Origin of the sequence: Shewanella sp. 10N.286.51.B8, assembly GCF_041469325.1 — a bacterium.
Lineage (GTDB): Bacteria > Pseudomonadota > Gammaproteobacteria > Enterobacterales > Shewanellaceae > Shewanella.
The window spans coordinates 94,652-110,006 of sequence record NZ_JBFRKG010000007.1; the positions used below are offsets into that span (position 1 = coordinate 94,652).

A 15,355-nucleotide genomic window follows, 5' to 3' on the forward strand; every position below is an offset into this window, starting at 1 on the left:
CTATGTTAAAAGCCTTGATTGTAGAAGATGAATACCTAGCACGAGAAGAGCTGATTTATTTGATCGCAACCCATAGTCAGATTGAAGTGGTAGCGACCTTCGATGATGGTCTTGAAGCTTTTAAATACCTGCAAAGCAATAAAGTGGATGTGATATTTCTTGATATTAATATTCCATCCATTGACGGTATGTTATTGGCGAGAAACATTCATCAATTTTCTGAAAAGCCGCATATCGTGTTTGTGACTGCCTATAAAGAGCACGCCGCAGATGCCTTTGAGTTAGAAGCATTTGATTATTTGCTCAAGCCTTTTAATGAGCAGCGGGCTATTGGGGTGTTGCAAAAACTTGAGCAAGCTCAAAAACACCTACCAGCGGCAGATATCAATGTCGAGTCTTTGCCAGTGAATACCGACAAGCCCAAGCCTAAGGCCAGCAGCCTTAATCGGACCATTAATTTAACCCAAAATAACCGCATTGTGGTCAGCTATATTAATGATATTTATTATGCTGTTGCCAACGAAAAAATCACTGAGGTATATACTCGCGAAGGGGTGTTTCATGTGCCTTATACCATTACTGATTTGATGGAACGTTTACCGAGCGAATCGTTTTTTCGCTGCCATCGATCCTATTGCATTAATATCGATAAAATTCGTGAGATCATCCCTTGGACCAATAGCACCTATCTGTTAAAACTGCGCGATATTGACGGTGAAGTGCTGGTGAGTCGCAGTAACATAAAAACCTTTCGAGCACTGATGAACTTATAACCGCTGCTGTCATTGGCTAGCTAACGAACTATTCAACACCGCCTACCCATAAAGACGACTCAAAAAACGATACAACCACCCTTGCTACTGCAGATAAGCTCACTCAGCATTTAACCCCCATAAATGCATTTCATGCCGATATATTGCATTTGATGCCGCTATTTTACAGCTCATGTTTTAGTTAATTCAGACTCTTGTCTTCCTCTCAAAAAGCCGTATTTTGACCACCATATTGTTAAATTAATCATTAATTATTGCTGTGGAGAGTGACACTATGTCAGCACAAATATCAAACCGAGCGCGTATTATGACGCTTATTGGTACCATTTTGGCGCAGTTCGCCTTGGGTTCGGTATACACATGGAGCTTATTCAATGCCCCGTTAGCTGAGAAACTGTCGCTTCCAGTGAGTAATGTGGCGTTTACTTTCGGTATTTTAAGTTTATCACTAGCCGTGGCTTCGTCAGTGTCAGGCAAGTTACAAGAGCGCTTTGGGGTTCGTAATGTCACCATTGGTGCTGGGCTATTAATCGGCGCGAGCTTATTTCTTACTGCGCATGCAGATAGCCTATTAATGCTATATGTATGTGGCGGCCTGTTAGTGGGTTTTGCTGATGGTACCGGTTACCTAATGAGCCTATCTAACTGCGTTAAATTATTCCCTGAACGTAAAGGTTTAGTGTCTGCTTGTGCTATTGGTGCTTATGGCCTTGGCAGTTTAGGCTTTAAATACATCAACATGTATATGCTGACCCATTCAGGTTTGGCGATGACATTTGATACATGGGCTGTGATTGCCATGGTGCTAGTCATTGCGGGTGGATTAATGATGAAAGATGCCCCCCTTCAAGAAGTCTCAACCGCAGAAAACAGCGTTGCAAACAGAGACTTTACACTGGCGCAAGCAATGAAATCATCACAGTTTTGGGTACTAGCATTAATCTTTTTAACCATCTGTATGAGTGGCTTATACGTGATTGGTGTGGCAAAAGACATTGGCGAAGGTTATGTACATTTAAGTATGGCAACAGCAGCATCTGCAGTGGCAGTGATTGCGGTGGCTAACCTTTCAGGTCGTTTAGTTCTTGGTGTGTTATCTGACAAAATGGATCGCATGAAAGTCATCAGCATTGCGCTTATTGTATGTTTAGCGGGTGTCGGTTCACTGTTATTTGTTCACTTAAATGCGTGGAGCTTTTACTTAGCCGTTGCCTGTATCGCCTTTAGTTTTGGTGGCACCATTACTGTGTTCCCATCGCTAGTGAGTGACTTCTTTGGCCTTAACAACTTAACCAAAATTTATGGCTTTATTTATCTTGGCTTTGGTATCGGCAGCATCATTGGCTCTATTGTCGCTTCGTTATTTGGTGGCTTTGTTCCGACTTTCTACTTAATGCTAGGACTTATCGTATTATCAACCGTCATCTCTTTCATGGTGAAGTTACCAGAAAACAAGCCTTCTTTAGCCATGGCTAGCTAGTTTTAATTACGCTATTGGGCCAAGAGGTCTGAATATAGCGTTAAGCTTTTTTCGTTCCAACCTCCTTTACGCCGCAGCAATGCGGCGTTTTTTTATCTGAACTTAAACAGGTCAGCTTAAGTCTTTGAAAAAGTAGTGCACTTTAACTCGCCAAGCTGCTTTCTCATGTTTAGATTGGTGTTATTGGGGTATGATTCATTATTAATCAAAGGCCCTCAATGAGTATTAACCAATCCTCCTATGAATGAAGATATCACCATTGCACTGCCTTCGCTTATTCATCGCATCGGTGGCAGCGCCGCCAAGCAGGCTAAAGATATGGCTACGCAATATGGTTGTGAGCTTAAGCGAGTGCGTCGTTCTCGCAATTGGCAACTCGTGGGAGATGCCATTAATATTCAGTCTTTTGCCGCACAGTTATCAGGGCAAACTAATAATGAGTTTGCCTACCTGATTAAAAAGCTAAACATCGCACTGCTTGAACATAGTGACAAGTTAGAACCATTAGCCGTAAAACTGGTGCGCCTGCTCACTGAACGCCCGAGTACCACCTTAGCTGAGTTGATACAAAGCACCGGCTGCACAGAGGCTGAAGCCAGAGTGGCTCGTTTTGAGGCTGACTCTTAGTGATGATGCTTTAAGGTGTTATAAGCAGGGCAATGTTGCTGTTTAGATGAAGTATTACAATTTGAATTGGCTTCCATGCCAAGCTCACGAGTTCTCGGAATAAAGAGTCTCGATGACCTCAATTCAAATTGAGTCTTTTAGACTTTTAATGTTATAGATTTCTAACGTTAGCTCTTTTATTGCCACGAATGCAGTCAAATCGAAGAGATAATAACCCCTGTGTAGATGCAGCAGCGAGCTTCTGACTGCCAAGGATGGCGGGAACAGTCATTATTTGTCGGGAACAAATATGACCAAAACAGGCATTTGTTGTGGCAAAGTTTATGGGCCTTTTGACTTATATAAAGAGTGCAGCGTCTCGCAGTTGTATCTGCACATAAGGTCGCTGTTTCACATCTAACTCATAGGGATATGGGTTAGATGTCATTATGATGTAGGGAACATCATTGACTATGTGATCGCGACATTCGTATATCCTATATAGCACCTGCGGCAGGCAATAGATTAAACTGAAGTAATGGACTACTGAAAAAGAGCCAATATAAACGAAGTATAAAGTTGGTGGCTGTAACGCATTTATGCCCCAAAATGATTTTCACTGGTAGAAGTTGTTAGTAGCGCAATTAAAGCTTCAGCCTTATAAAAGCTAATGCGGGACGCAAGATATAAGACCTGCGTGAACATTGCACTTTATGCAATGATGACAGTTCTTTGTTTCACTCAGGCGGAGAAACTGGGAATCAGTTCTTTCTATGTTCTAACTCATTGTTGATACACTGGTTTACTGTTAGTCTTGAGTGATTAAAGTACTGGCGACCTGTTCTTATTAAGACCGTTCTTATTCGGAATTCAGCCTAATATACTGTTAGATTTTTATGCCTACATCAGCATTCCAAGCTACTAAGGATAGTTTAAATGATTAAAAAAGTATTATTAGCTTCTTTGTTAATTGTATCAATTTCTGTTTCAGCCAAAGAGGCTGGAAATTCACCTGATAACTTATCAAATGAAGATAAGCTGTATGGTTTATCATTATTTTGGAAAGAAGCAAGCTACAACTTTGCATTTTTTGATCAAGTACCTGACTTAGATTTTGATAGTGCATATAGAGAATATATTTCCAAGGTATTAGCTACTGAAACAACTTACGAGTATTACCGCGAGCTAATGAAATTTAATGCTTTATTACAAGATGGGCATACTAATATTTACTTACCCAAAGGGCTTTCTTCGAAGTACGTAGACTGGCCAGCTTTAAGTTTAACTGAGGCTAATCACCAAGCTGTAGTGACTAAAGTAAAAAGGGAACTACAAGCGGAGATTCCCTTAGGCTCTAGTATTATCTCTGTTGATGGAGTTGATTTAAAAACTCATTTGAAAACTAATGTTATGCCTTACATTGCTAGTTCAACCGAACACATTTTATGGAATAATGCAGTAAGAGATATGTTAGATGGAGCACCTAACACCAAAGTTAACTTTACTATAAAGACTCCATCGGGAGTGCTCAAAGATGTAACACTTACCAGAAACTCACGACGCCAAAAAGCAGATAAAGTATCTTTAAAGCAACCAAGTTCCAATGGAGAACTATTTGAGTTTAAGTGGTTAGATAATGAAGTGGCTTATATAGCTTTGAACGGGTTTCATGATGAAAAAATTTTGCAACACTTTAATTCTGCTTACGGAAATATTAAAAAGTCTAAAGCTCTAATTATTGATCTTAGATTTAATGGAGGTGGCAACTCAAGCATTGCTGCTGAAATATTGTCTCATTTTACCAATAAAGACTTAGAAGGCTCAATTTGGAAAACTAAAAAGCATATTGCTGCATACAAGGCATGGGGGAATTACAGTGAAAAGTATAAGGACTATGCCCAAGATAACGCGTGGGAATCTGGCTCTATGGAGTTACTTAAAGCAAAGGAAAGTAATAATCACATAGTGCCTACGTACGTGCTTATTGGAAGACATACCGCCTCTGCGGCAGAGGACTTTTTAATTTATGCAGATAAATTGAAGCACTTTACAACTATTGGCGAAAAAACTTATGGCAGTACCGGACAACCTATTTTCTTTGATTTACCCGGTGGCGGTTCTTTAAGAATTTGTACTAAGCGTGATAGCTACCCTGATGGGAAAGAGTTTGTAGGGTATGGAATTACTCCACAAGTTACTATTAATCGTATGCCTGAACATCTGAGGTCAGAAAAAGATATTGTGCTTTCTAGTGCGATTAAAAAGCTGAAAGAAAAAATCTAACAAGAATTAAACAAGGACTTAAAACAGTTGGCTTTAGCTCCTTCGTCGCTTATTCTAGCCAACAATTTTAAGCCTGTTATTTGGGCGTTACCATATATCCACTTGCCATACATTTCCTAATAGGACTCATTACTTTAAGAACTTTAAATCCAACAAGCTTCTGTCCAAAAGTGATTTAGGCGCTTAAATAATACTTGCCTACAAACTTCTCTAATACAAAAAAAGCAGCTAACCACGGTTAGCTGCTTTTTAAAATTCTTTAATTCTTATGTGTATTCAGAAGAATAAGTTTCTGAATAAGTATGAGAATACAGTTCAAATAGGTTTCCAAATGGGTCTTCTAGATAGACCATTTTGTAAGGCTTATTATCATCTTCTGGATGATAGCGCATGATGTCCATTCTGACTTTACCGCCGAATTTTTCAACTCGCTCGATAACGCCTTCAAAGTCATCTGTTTCTAACGAGTAATGGAAGATACCGATTTTAGTGAAGTCGACATGATGTCTTTCTTCGCGGTCTTTCATTTCAAATAACTCAAAGCCGATGCCATCAGAAGTGACGAGGTGGGCGATGTTAAAACCTTTAAAACCCTCACCAAATACCGCAATACACATTCTACCAATGGCAGTTTGTTTTTCTTCGATGACTGTTGAATTGCCCATGACAATTTCAAGACCTAATGCTTGGGTATAAAACTCGACGGCTTTATCCATGTCACCAACCATAATACCTACATGACTCATTTTCATAATAATCTCGCTTTATACGTTAATTGCTAAGTTGTTGCTTGTTCGTTTTGATGGAAGAAGTATAGGGCGAAGTAATGATTTAATAAAATTATCAAATTTTATAAAGATAATAATATTTTGTTGTTAAATGTATAGTTGGATCTAGTGCATGCTTGGGTCAATTGTATGGTTGGAGCCGAAAGAGATTTGCTGAAGCGGTTCGTGGTTAAGGCTTAGCACCTTTCGCCAGTCATCAGCTAACTGGCTTTAAAGGAGGTTTTGAATATAAAAGTAGATTACTGAGCTTTCATTGAGCGCCAAAATAATTCAAAGCTTGCTTGGCGCTGACTTGGGTCATTGCCCCATTGCGGGTTGTCAGTAAAATAGCGAATAGCGGCAAGGTATTGGCCGTGACAGTTTTCAAGCATTAGCGCAACTGGAAAATCAGCAATAATCTTTTGTTGCTGGCCTTTACTAATAAGCTGCACTACAAAATGCAAAATACCGTTCATGGCTTGACCGCGAATTGCCGCATCAATGTCGCTGGACATAGAAAATTGCAAAAAGAAGCGCTGCTTAATAGGGTGCTTTAAGGCCCAATCAATCGCTTGTTGCCAAAGGTATTCGGCATCGGTTTTTAAATCTTCGCCAGCATTGTCAAAGGTGGACAATGCTTGAGTAATGTCATCAGCAAATTCTTGTTTAATTGAAACAAATAAATGATTGAGTAAATCATCTTTACTGGGAAAGTGATGAAATAATGTCCCAGTGGCGACAGCGGCTTTTTTAGCGATGGATGCGGTGGATGTGCCATGAAACCCTTGCTCAACAAATAGCTGTAAAGCGCTATCGAGTATCGCTTGTTTCTTGTCTACTTTAGGTTTTTTGTTGGCTACAGTTTGGGTCATATGCTGTTCGTATTTTCAATGAGCTATTTATTAATGGGCTCTTTATTAAAGGAGTGTTGATGAATGAGCGATTTATTAATCGGGATTTTGAGCGTGCGAGTTTATCACCAAGGCGATAATCGCACACTCAATTATTGGCATTTATCTAGCGCATTAGCGTAAGAAAAACTTCATCAACAAGGCTTGGATTTTAGTGCCATAAGGCGGGTGCACCAGTAAACCTGAATTGAACTTGCCGCTTTTTAACACCGTTTTCGCATGGCTAAAAGTCCAAAAGCCTTCTTTACCGTGATAATGGCCCATACCTGATGGGCCAATGCCGCCAAACGGCGCGTCATCGGCTGCCACATGGAAGATAGTTTCGTTAATACATACGCCGCCAGAGTGAGTTTGTTGGATAATATTTTGCTGGGTTTGACTGTTAAAACTCATGATATAAAGCGCTAATGGGCGTTCATTGTTATTGATATATTCAATGGCTTCATCAAGGTCTTTATACCCGATTATCGGCAGTAATGGCCCGAAGATTTCTTGTTGCATAATGGCCATATCTGCACTGACATTGGTCACTAGCTGTGTTGGTAATTTACGTATTTCGCTATCAATGTTGAACTCAGTTGCGGGGTGAATGGTCGCGCCTTTTTGTTTGGCGTCATCAAGTACCGCGAGTAAGCGACTGTATTGGCGCTGGTTAATCACATTGCCATAGTCTTCATTACTGGCAAAATCTGGGTACATGTTATTAAAACGAGTTTTGTAGGCACTGATTAGCGCATCGATTTTGTCTTCTGGACATAAAATATAATCGGGTGCGACGCAGATTTGGCCTGCATTTAAACACTTACCGTAAATAAGGCGCTCAACAGCAGTATCGATATCAATATCAGGCGCTACAATGACTGGTGACTTACCGCCTAGCTCAAGAGTCACTGGGGTGAGGTTATCAGCAGCTGCGCGCATGACATGGCGACCCACTGTTGTAGAACCTGTAAATAATAGGTGGTCAAAGGGTAGGGCTGAGAATTGCGCGGCAACATCGGCTTCGCCTTCCACTACGACCACTTCATCTTGGCTAAATATCTCTGCTAATAAGCGAATCAATACTTGGTTGGTGGCTGGGGTAAATTCTGACATTTTAAGCATGGCGCGATTACCTGCCGCAATGGCGGTAATTAACGGGCCAACAGCCAGCATGACTGGGAAATTCCACGGCACGATTATGCCAACAACGCCAAGGGGTTGGTAATGCACTGTGACCGAAGAAGGGGACAGTAATAACCCGGCATGGCGTTTATTGGGTTTCATCCATGATTTTAGATGTTTCAGACTGTAGTTGATGTTATTCACACAAGGCATGATGTCTGAAATCATGGTGTCATTGGCTGAGCGATGGCCATAATCTGTGGCTAATGCACTAACAAATTGCTCACTATAACTGAGCAACCCGGCTTTGAGTTTATTGAGTTTATCAACTCTGGATTGGTAACTAGGCGCAGGCATTGACTGATAGGCTTGGCGTTGCTGCTGAAGTAATTGTTGTAATGGACTTTGCTGAACATTGTTAGCGGCCATATTCATAAAGCGCTCCTAGAGTGATATTGATACTGACATCATTTCAATAAATTAAAAAAAACCGACTGATTAGTCGGTTTAGTATGTGCTGAGTTAGGTCTAATTGCAAGCCTTTGGATTCTTGAGCTGGGTCAAGGTGGTTTTTTACTATTTGCACTACACTTTAATTAGGAGGATATTTAAGTAGTTTGTATCTGAAACTATCATGTTAACGATGGTTATTTTTTATAACTATGGTCATGATTACAGTGATGATGCTTATGGAAAAGTGACTGAAATTGTTCATACTTTTAGTTTACTTTATACCGCTAGCTATATTTACTTAAATAAGTGGGATAAGTTTGTTTAATGCTAAAGCTCACTTATTTTATCTACAGGAGGAACTCACATGCGTTCACGTTCAATATTATGGCCAACAGATTTTTCTGAAACGGCATCCCATGCGCTGCGATATGCCATTGAAATGGCCAATTTATATGAAGTGGGTATTCGTATTTTACATGTGGTTTCTCAGCCCCTTGGTGACGAGAACTACATGATTTTGGCTATTACTCCTGAGGAACTCGCTAAAAGCATGGAAGAGGCTGCGGCCACCAAAATGCAAAATTTACTTGCTGATTTAAATACTGACTTGAAGGTCGAAACCGTAATTAGGCGTGGTGATGCCATTGAAGAAATTGTCGATGAGGCCAACAAAGGCGACATTGGTATGGTGGTGATTGCCAGCCATGGACGCAGTGGTCTAGCGCATTTTCTGCACAGTAATGTTGCTGAAGAGGTGGCTAATCAGGCCAGTTGTCCTGTGCTTGTGGTTAAGTAGCGCTAGTTAACAAGTGCTAACTAGCGCTAACTCGCATTGGTTGATTATTTAGAGCCAGTTATTCACCATTAGCCAATATGCCATTAAGATAAGCGTTTATATCCAATTACGGTAATCTTGCTTAATGGTTTGCATGGCTTTTTCGGCAATGAATAAGGCGTCTTTTTCAGCGATATAGGGCAGAGTTAAGCTGCCGCTAGCTAGGCCAATTTCGATATAGGCATGACCGCTGCGTTGTTGCCCTTTTGTTTGGGTGATAGATACGTGCTGTATTTTTTCATAAGGGATCCGTTTCCAATGATGGCCAAATAAGCCGCTATGTTGCCATAACACTTCATCTTCAATCACATAGCCCCACTGCTTGTACCGCAAAAATGTTAGTCCCATAACCGCAGTAGCAATCAATAAAGCCACTTCAGAGATCGGATTTAAGCCGGTAAAGATTAAAATTAATAGCGCTGGAATGTACATTAACAAGCCGCGTCTTAAAAACCATGCCAAAGCAATAGCTTGGTATCGCGCTGGGATATTAGTTGTCCCGCCTGCTAATTGCGGTATTTGCGCCAATATTGCAGCAATCTCTGCAGTTTTAACGCTGGGCAGTAACATATGCTCAGTAGTTTTTTGCTCAACCTCTTGGCCTTTAACCTGCTTAAAATACAGTGTCCATAAGCCTAATAATTTAGCTAAAAATGGCTGACTAAAGTGCACTAGCTGCACTCGGCGAATAGCTAATGCGTCTTGCTGATGGGAGATCACCCCGCCGCTGCGCTGCAGGGTTTGTTGCTGTTTTTCTAATGTATAAGGATGATATTTAAGTACTGCCGCCACAATAGAAATTATTGAAAACAGGCAATATACCAACAACAATGTCATCATAATGGCAATGGCTTGCAGAGCAATACTTGGGCCGCTATAGCTGACAATAACGCCCCAAAACTGTTGAATAATAGGAAGCTCCACGATCTGCTCCCATTTAATTTGTCCCATAATGGGGCCTGCTATCACCGCAAACCAAATCAAATTATTTTGATAAAAACCAAATTGGATTAGCTGCTTTAAATTACGCACCACAATCGTTTTGTGGGTTTTATTGCTAGGTGTGTTAACACTATCGGCAGTGTTTTCAGTGCTGATTTCATCGACAGCGTCATTAGTTGCAAGCTGATGCTCGGGGGCGAGTTGCAGTAATTGCTGCTTAAGCTTGCTGGCTTGGGTTGAGTCAAGCGCCGATAAATGCGCTTCGTCATCTTTTGAGCCTGCAGTTTCAACGATTAAGGTGCCGAGCTTAAATGGCTTGAAATAAAATGGCTGGCTGTAACGAATATTTTGAATTTTGTTGAGTGGGATTTCATCTTTGCGGGTAAAAAACAGCCCACGTTTAATATTGAGTTGTTGCCCTGAAAGCTTAAAGCGGTAGGTTCGCCATTGAATGAATGAAAATATAGTCAGTAAAAGTATTGCCGCAACAAAGCCGAGCAGGCCCATTTGTAAATCAAAACCACTCTGCCAACCGGCATACACCACAGGAATGATGGCGTAACCATTAGATAAAATGGCTTTTGCGCTGCCAAAAATAAAGCTTAGCATTGACCAAGGAGACAGCGATTGCCACTGGGTTAAGGCATTGACATTTTTGTCAGCTGTAGTGGATTTTGAGCTTGACGTTGAAGTCGCTTTTTTTGCTTGTGATGAAGGATTCTCAGAGGTTTGCAGTGAAGAATGCGCTACTGAAATCTTGTTATCTTTTTGAGGCTCATTTGGCTGGTTACTCATCAGCGGCCTCTTTTGTTAGCGGCTTTTCAGTGTTTATTGCAGGGCTTATATTTGAGCTTGTATCTGAACTTATGTCAGAGCCTATATTAGAGCTTATGTCGGAGCCTAAATTAGAGCTTATATTAGAGCTTGTATCTGAGCTTATGCCAGAGCCTATATTAGAGCTTATGTCAGAGCTTATATCTGAGGAGAGCGGTTGTTGATGATAAGAGGCTTTATTCAGTAAGTGCTGCCTTAACTTTTCTGCCAAGGTAAAGCTCAGTCCCGGGAGGAAAATCTCTGCCGCGCCACTGCCAGCACTGAAGCACTTTATGGTGGCTAAGTTGAAGCGCCTTTGCAATGGGTTTTGCGACAAACTCACATGCTGCAAGCGGCTATAAGGTAAAGCTGTGGTCTTTATCCACCATAAGCCTTGGCGTATTAATATTTCATGTTCAAGTACGCCGTAGCGCAACTTTTTAGCCGCCAAAAAGCGGATCAATGTCAGCACGACTCCGGCAATCAATACTCCACTAATGATGAGGTATTCATTACGCCCTAAGGCTTGGTTTAATGTCATGACGACAACTAACGCGGCTAATATTAACAGTAACAGCCCAATGCTTTGGCTGAATATTTGCTTCGGGTAGTTTTTATCTACCTTGGTTAATGTCACTTCTGTATAGCTCTGCCACTTTGCCTCAGCTATGAGCAGTTTTTCTGAGGTGCTAGCTACTGTCACATCTGATTCTGGTGTGGCCGACATATATAAATCCTTTTGCTAAGTTAGTCGCAACTGTTTGCTAAAAGCTTGTTTACTAAAAGCTTGATTGGTAGAGATTGATGAATAATAAGTGTCGATTAGTCTTTCTTAACCACTCATAATCCATTACTTTAAGCTTATATAGTATATGGGATTGAGTAATATGGAAAAAGTAACTGCTGCAGCGGCTAATAATGGATTTTTAGTGCGACCTGTCTCTAAAGCGCAAAAAGCATTTTTACGTAAAATCTATCTGGCGGGACTCATTGAGCAGCAACAGCATAATTTGTTGTCATTACAAAAGCAGACCCAAATGCCAAGACGCACCTTGCAAGACAACATAGCAGCTTTCACTGACATAGGCATTGATGTGCAATTTGTACAGCAGGGGCAAAGACACAATGCGGGTTTTTATCAGCTGCTGGATTGGGGGCCGATTAATGGAGCTTGGGTAAACAGTCATTTTGATAAAATTACATTAGCACTTGAGCTATCTTTAACTGGCGACGCTATGGGTTAATGCCTGTTCACTATTACATATTCTGTTTCTGCCGGCTCGTTTAGCTTGATATAGGTGTTTATCGGCTTGTTCAATTAAGGCTGGTAATTGATAGATTTCAGCATTACTGGTCACTATGCCAATACTGGCTGTAACCTGCACTTTAACGTGTTGGTGCTGCAAATTGAGTTTGGCAATATTTTCACAAATCCGCATTGCTAAACTATCGGCCTCTTTTGCAGCCGTTTGCGGTAAAAAAACAATAAACTCTTCGCCACCCCAGCGCGCCACAATATCATTTTTTCGTAGGGTATCTCTAATGATAGATGCGACTTTAACCAAGACTAAATCACCAAAAATATGCCCATATTTATCATTAATATCTTTAAACTTATCGATATCAATCATTACGATAGAAGGGGTATTACTCGGCGATTCCATAGTGCCATTGGCTTGATTAAATTGCGGCTCCACTAATTGGTAAAAAGCGCGGCGATTATTAAGCAGGGTTAACGGATCCATTTGAGCCATCTTTTCTGCGATCAGTTTTTCATTTTCGATTCGTCTAAATCGCTCAGTTAATGCTAATGCCAGTAAAAGTATATCAATACCTACCCCTATTTCAGCAGCGCGATAAGTAAAGTCATTAAATGGAATATATGACCACACCGCAAGCGCGGTTATGGCAATACCTATCATTGATGATATTGAAGCCAGTAAAAATAACCGTGCGGAAATATTGCCGAAATTTAATGACAGCACCCCTAATACAATCATCAAGCCACTGAATAACAGCATCAAATCAAAAGCAAAAATCAACCCTAATACTCGGTCTTGCAGTATCACTGCCAACAGCATCAATATTGGAAAAAGTACGCATAAGCTTTTTAAGATCTTATGTAATAGCGGCAGTTGATATCGCAGACGTAAAAAGTGGCACGCGAATACAATGCCACTGGAGCAGAAGGTGACCATAAGGATTGGCACAGCCCATTGTTGCCAATAAGGCGAATTTGGCCAAAGCCATAACGAACCATGACCGCTATATGCCATATTTAATATTAGAAAGTTAAGCAGGTATAGGCAGTAGTAAAAGTAGCTTCTCAGACGTAAGCCTAAAAATAAAATAAAGTTATAAATCAGCAGCGCAATAATCGCGCCGTATAAAAAACCGTAACTATAGGAGTTAAATATACTGTTTTGAGCGCTTTGGCTTTCATCAAATAAATATACCGGAATGACCATGGCATCTAAGGTTTGAAGCCTAATTAATACCGTGGTTATACCTGGTGGATAGCTATATTGAAAATTATAGCTGGGTTGAAAAGTCGGTTGTTTATAAAATAGCGATAGATCACCTTGGTGCTCAAAATGAGCAATTCTATCTGAGCTTAGCCAATAAGCACTGACTTCATCGAGCCAGTAATTATCAAAGTGGATGATGCGGTTTATCAGAGTTTGAGTTGGATTATTAATGGATAGACTAATCCATACAGGGTTAGAGCCGATGCCGTAGTTGCTAATTTCCTCGCTGCCTGACTGGAAGTGGCCATTACGGAATAATTGATAAGCTTGCGATGCGTTAATACGATCTGTTTCGGTGTAATACCCTATAGATTGGCCTATTGGCGCGGTGTAAGTCTCAGTTAAGTTGAGCTTTTCAGCATGGGCATTGCTGATGTTGAACATGGCAATGCTTAAGCAGAACATAATGCTTAGATTGACAAGCAGATCCAATATCCATTTCATAAGTGCAATAAACTACCTTTATCTTTTATAGACTAACAGTGCTAAAACCGCCGATAAGATAGTGGCGGCGCTGCTGCAATGACGGTGTTGGGATAAACATTAAGGCGGTTCACCTAGCTTAATAAAACAGCTTACGTTGTAATTTTAGGCTCTCATAAAGTTTAGTGAGTTAATGTTAGAAAAGTGTAAAATAATGTATTGATATACTAAAGGATTAGTCACAAAGTGTCGGTTGTCAACGTTAGCCTCTCTTTAAGAGGCAAAAGGAGGGCGGGGGTGAAACAAATCGAGTTTAAATTATCTGATCAGCACAGCAGTGACAATCAAAATAGCCCCTGCGCTAAATCCAAGAGCCATGGCGCGCCAATAACGTATATAAAGGGCTTTTTATCACGCGGGGAGCAGCAACAGTTGCTAGCCGATGCCGATAGCTACCTCTTTGAAAAACCGATAATTACGCTTTTTGGTAAACAGCATCCTATCCCTCGCGCTCAAGTATGGTTTGCTGATCCTGGTTGTGAATATCAATATTCTTCTTTATTAATTTCACCGCAGCCTTGACCACACTTATTAGCAGATTTAAGGCAGCGGCTGCGGGATGAACTGCAGTTTAATTGCAACGGGGTATTGGTTAATCGTTATCAAAACGGTTTAGATTCTATGGGCTGGCATAGTGATGATGAGCCTGAAATAGTAGCCAATAGCGCAATTGTGTCAGTCAGTATTGGCGCCAGTCGAACTTTTGCCTTACGGCATAAAAGCCTCAATATAAAACAAAACGTTGAGCTTGAAAGCGGTGATTTACTCATTATGCATCAAGGGATGCAATCACAGTGGCAGCATGCAGTACCAAAGCGTTTAAAGGTTAAGAACTGTCGGTTAAATCTAACCTTTAGGCAGTTAATTGTCGGCTATCATCAATTGAAGGGATAATTCATCAGCGTAATCTTTAACTTACTAGGTTAGCTTGCATTGTTAACTAAAATTGCCACTTAAATCAGATTGCGGACTGGCTAGTTTGATTTATGGGGAGTTAAGCAGTAGTCTTCAAACTTTAAAATGTAGTTATAAAGAGTTTGTTATGTCAGTTGAACAAATCATTAGCGATAAACTGAACCAGTCTTTTAGTCCGATACATTTAGATGTGCTTAATGAAAGCAATCGCCACCATGTGCCGCCTAACTCAGAAACACACTTCAAAGTGGTGGTGGTGAGTGAGCAGTTTGAAGCGCAGCGATTAATTGCCCGCCACCGAGCAATAAATGCTGTGTTAGCGGATGAGTTAGCCAACGGCGTGCATGCACTTTCCATTAATGCATATACTCAGGCTGAGTGGCAAGCATTAGATGCAGTGCCTAAAACGCCAAATTGTAAAGGTTAATCCATAAGGCCACTTATGGTCATTGTAGATTAAGG

14 protein-coding genes and 1 pseudogene are annotated in these 15,355 nt (G+C 40.7%); 9 read left to right on the forward strand and 6 right to left on the reverse strand.

Features of this window, described 5'->3' with window-relative positions; genetic code table 11:
* Positions 1-2: 2 nt before the first annotated feature.
* From AB4160_RS03235 to AB4160_RS03250, 4 genes are all read left to right on the forward strand, one after another.
* Complete coding sequence (locus tag AB4160_RS03235; protein ID WP_372003613.1) at positions 3-773, forward strand: LytR/AlgR family response regulator transcription factor; 771 nt, start codon at positions 3-5, stop codon at positions 771-773.
* A gap of 274 nt (positions 774-1,047) precedes the next feature.
* Positions 1,048-2,253 carry an OFA family MFS transporter gene (locus AB4160_RS03240; protein WP_102438629.1) on the forward strand — a complete coding sequence of 402 codons (1,206 nt, stop codon included), beginning with the start codon at positions 1,048-1,050 and terminating at the stop codon, positions 2,251-2,253.
* Between the two features lie 240 nt (positions 2,254-2,493).
* On the forward strand, positions 2,494-2,880 hold the full coding sequence (locus tag AB4160_RS03245) for a ribosome recycling factor family protein (protein WP_102438627.1): 387 nt from the start codon (positions 2,494-2,496) through the stop codon (positions 2,878-2,880).
* 915 nt (positions 2,881-3,795) lie between these two features.
* Positions 3,796-5,142, forward strand: a complete 1,347-nt coding sequence (locus AB4160_RS03250) for a S41 family peptidase (RefSeq protein ID WP_102531955.1) — start codon at positions 3,796-3,798, stop codon at positions 5,140-5,142.
* Between the two features lie 266 nt (positions 5,143-5,408).
* On the opposite strand, the gene AB4160_RS03255 is transcribed toward AB4160_RS03250, so the two are convergent.
* From AB4160_RS03255 to AB4160_RS03265, 3 genes are all read right to left on the reverse strand, one after another.
* The gene (locus tag AB4160_RS03255) at positions 5,409-5,894 is read right to left on the reverse strand and encodes a VOC family protein (protein ID WP_372003615.1); all 486 of its coding nucleotides are present in this window, start codon (positions 5,892-5,894) and stop codon (positions 5,409-5,411) included.
* A gap of 275 nt (positions 5,895-6,169) precedes the next feature.
* On the reverse strand, positions 6,170-6,781 hold the full coding sequence (locus AB4160_RS03260; protein ID WP_102477138.1) for a TetR/AcrR family transcriptional regulator: 612 nt from the start codon (positions 6,779-6,781) through the stop codon (positions 6,170-6,172).
* A 153-nt stretch (positions 6,782-6,934) separates the two neighbouring features.
* A complete protein-coding gene (locus tag AB4160_RS03265; protein ID WP_372003616.1) occupies positions 6,935-8,359 on the reverse strand; it encodes a coniferyl aldehyde dehydrogenase in 1,425 nt (474 codons plus the stop codon).
* Positions 8,360-8,741: 382 nt separating this feature from the next.
* On the opposite strand from AB4160_RS03265, the gene AB4160_RS03270 reads away from it, so the two are divergent.
* Positions 8,742-9,173, forward strand: a complete 432-nt coding sequence (locus AB4160_RS03270) for a universal stress protein (RefSeq protein ID WP_102437970.1) — start codon at positions 8,742-8,744, stop codon at positions 9,171-9,173.
* Positions 9,174-9,269: 96 nt separating this feature from the next.
* Here AB4160_RS03270 and AB4160_RS03275 read toward each other — a convergent pair whose 3' ends face one another.
* Complete coding sequence (locus AB4160_RS03275) at positions 9,270-10,949, reverse strand: PH domain-containing protein (protein WP_372003618.1); 1,680 nt, start codon at positions 10,947-10,949, stop codon at positions 9,270-9,272.
* On the reverse strand, positions 10,942-11,694 hold the full coding sequence (locus AB4160_RS03280) for a PH domain-containing protein (RefSeq protein WP_102437968.1): 753 nt from the start codon (positions 11,692-11,694) through the stop codon (positions 10,942-10,944). Before AB4160_RS03280 ends, AB4160_RS03275 begins: the two co-directional genes overlap by 8 nt.
* A 160-nt stretch (positions 11,695-11,854) precedes the next feature.
* Between AB4160_RS03280 and AB4160_RS03285 the strand changes: the two genes are divergently transcribed.
* Positions 11,855-12,211, forward strand: coding sequence for a winged helix-turn-helix domain-containing protein (locus AB4160_RS03285; protein WP_102437967.1), 357 nt, complete (start codon positions 11,855-11,857; stop codon positions 12,209-12,211).
* Here the strand turns inward: AB4160_RS03285 and AB4160_RS03290 are convergent.
* The gene (locus AB4160_RS03290) at positions 12,188-13,879 is read right to left on the reverse strand and encodes a diguanylate cyclase (protein WP_372003620.1); all 1,692 of its coding nucleotides are present in this window, start codon (positions 13,877-13,879) and stop codon (positions 12,188-12,190) included. The two genes, AB4160_RS03285 and AB4160_RS03290, sit on opposite strands and share 24 nt — an antisense overlap.
* A 336-nt stretch (positions 13,880-14,215) precedes the next feature.
* On the opposite strand from AB4160_RS03290, the gene AB4160_RS03295 reads away from it, so the two are divergent.
* The 3 genes and pseudogenes from AB4160_RS03295 (at position 14,216) to AB4160_RS03305 (ending at position 15,320) form a co-directional block, all read left to right on the forward strand.
* The gene (locus tag AB4160_RS03295) at positions 14,216-14,500 is read left to right on the forward strand and encodes a hypothetical protein (protein WP_372003622.1); all 285 of its coding nucleotides are present in this window, start codon (positions 14,216-14,218) and stop codon (positions 14,498-14,500) included.
* 21 nt (positions 14,501-14,521) lie between these two features.
* Positions 14,522-14,872: pseudogene (locus AB4160_RS03300) on the forward strand (alpha-ketoglutarate-dependent dioxygenase AlkB family protein); the annotation flags it as partial.
* Positions 14,873-15,020: 148 nt separating this feature from the next.
* A complete protein-coding gene (locus tag AB4160_RS03305) occupies positions 15,021-15,320 on the forward strand; it encodes a BolA family transcriptional regulator (protein WP_102437964.1) in 300 nt (99 codons plus the stop codon).
* The last annotated feature ends 35 nt before the right edge of the window (positions 15,321-15,355 follow it).

Bases quoted from the DNA above. Each gene is read 5' to 3' on its own strand.
- AB4160_RS03285 (WP_102437967.1), top strand. From the start codon at position 11,855: ATGGAAAAAGTAACTGCTGCAGCGGCTAATAATGGATTTTTAGTGCGA.
- AB4160_RS03255 (WP_372003615.1), bottom strand. From the start codon at position 5,894: ATGAAAATGAGTCATGTAGGTATTATGGTTGGTGACATGGATAAAGCC.
- AB4160_RS03235 (WP_372003613.1), top strand. From the start codon at position 3: ATGTTAAAAGCCTTGATTGTAGAAGATGAATACCTAGCACGAGAAGAG.
- AB4160_RS03240 (WP_102438629.1), top strand. From the start codon at position 1,048: ATGTCAGCACAAATATCAAACCGAGCGCGTATTATGACGCTTATTGGT.
- AB4160_RS03275 (WP_372003618.1), bottom strand. From the start codon at position 10,949: ATGAGTAACCAGCCAAATGAGCCTCAAAAAGATAACAAGATTTCAGTA.
- AB4160_RS03280 (WP_102437968.1), bottom strand. From the start codon at position 11,694: ATGTCGGCCACACCAGAATCAGATGTGACAGTAGCTAGCACCTCAGAA.
- AB4160_RS03290 (WP_372003620.1), bottom strand. From the start codon at position 13,879: ATGTTCAACATCAGCAATGCCCATGCTGAAAAGCTCAACTTAACTGAG.
- AB4160_RS03245 (WP_102438627.1), top strand. From the start codon at position 2,494: ATGAATGAAGATATCACCATTGCACTGCCTTCGCTTATTCATCGCATC.
- AB4160_RS03305 (WP_102437964.1), top strand. From the start codon at position 15,021: ATGTCAGTTGAACAAATCATTAGCGATAAACTGAACCAGTCTTTTAGT.
- AB4160_RS03260 (WP_102477138.1), bottom strand. From the start codon at position 6,781: ATGACCCAAACTGTAGCCAACAAAAAACCTAAAGTAGACAAGAAACAA.
- AB4160_RS03270 (WP_102437970.1), top strand. From the start codon at position 8,742: ATGCGTTCACGTTCAATATTATGGCCAACAGATTTTTCTGAAACGGCA.
- AB4160_RS03265 (WP_372003616.1), bottom strand. From the start codon at position 8,359: ATGAATATGGCCGCTAACAATGTTCAGCAAAGTCCATTACAACAATTA.
- AB4160_RS03250 (WP_102531955.1), top strand. From the start codon at position 3,796: ATGATTAAAAAAGTATTATTAGCTTCTTTGTTAATTGTATCAATTTCT.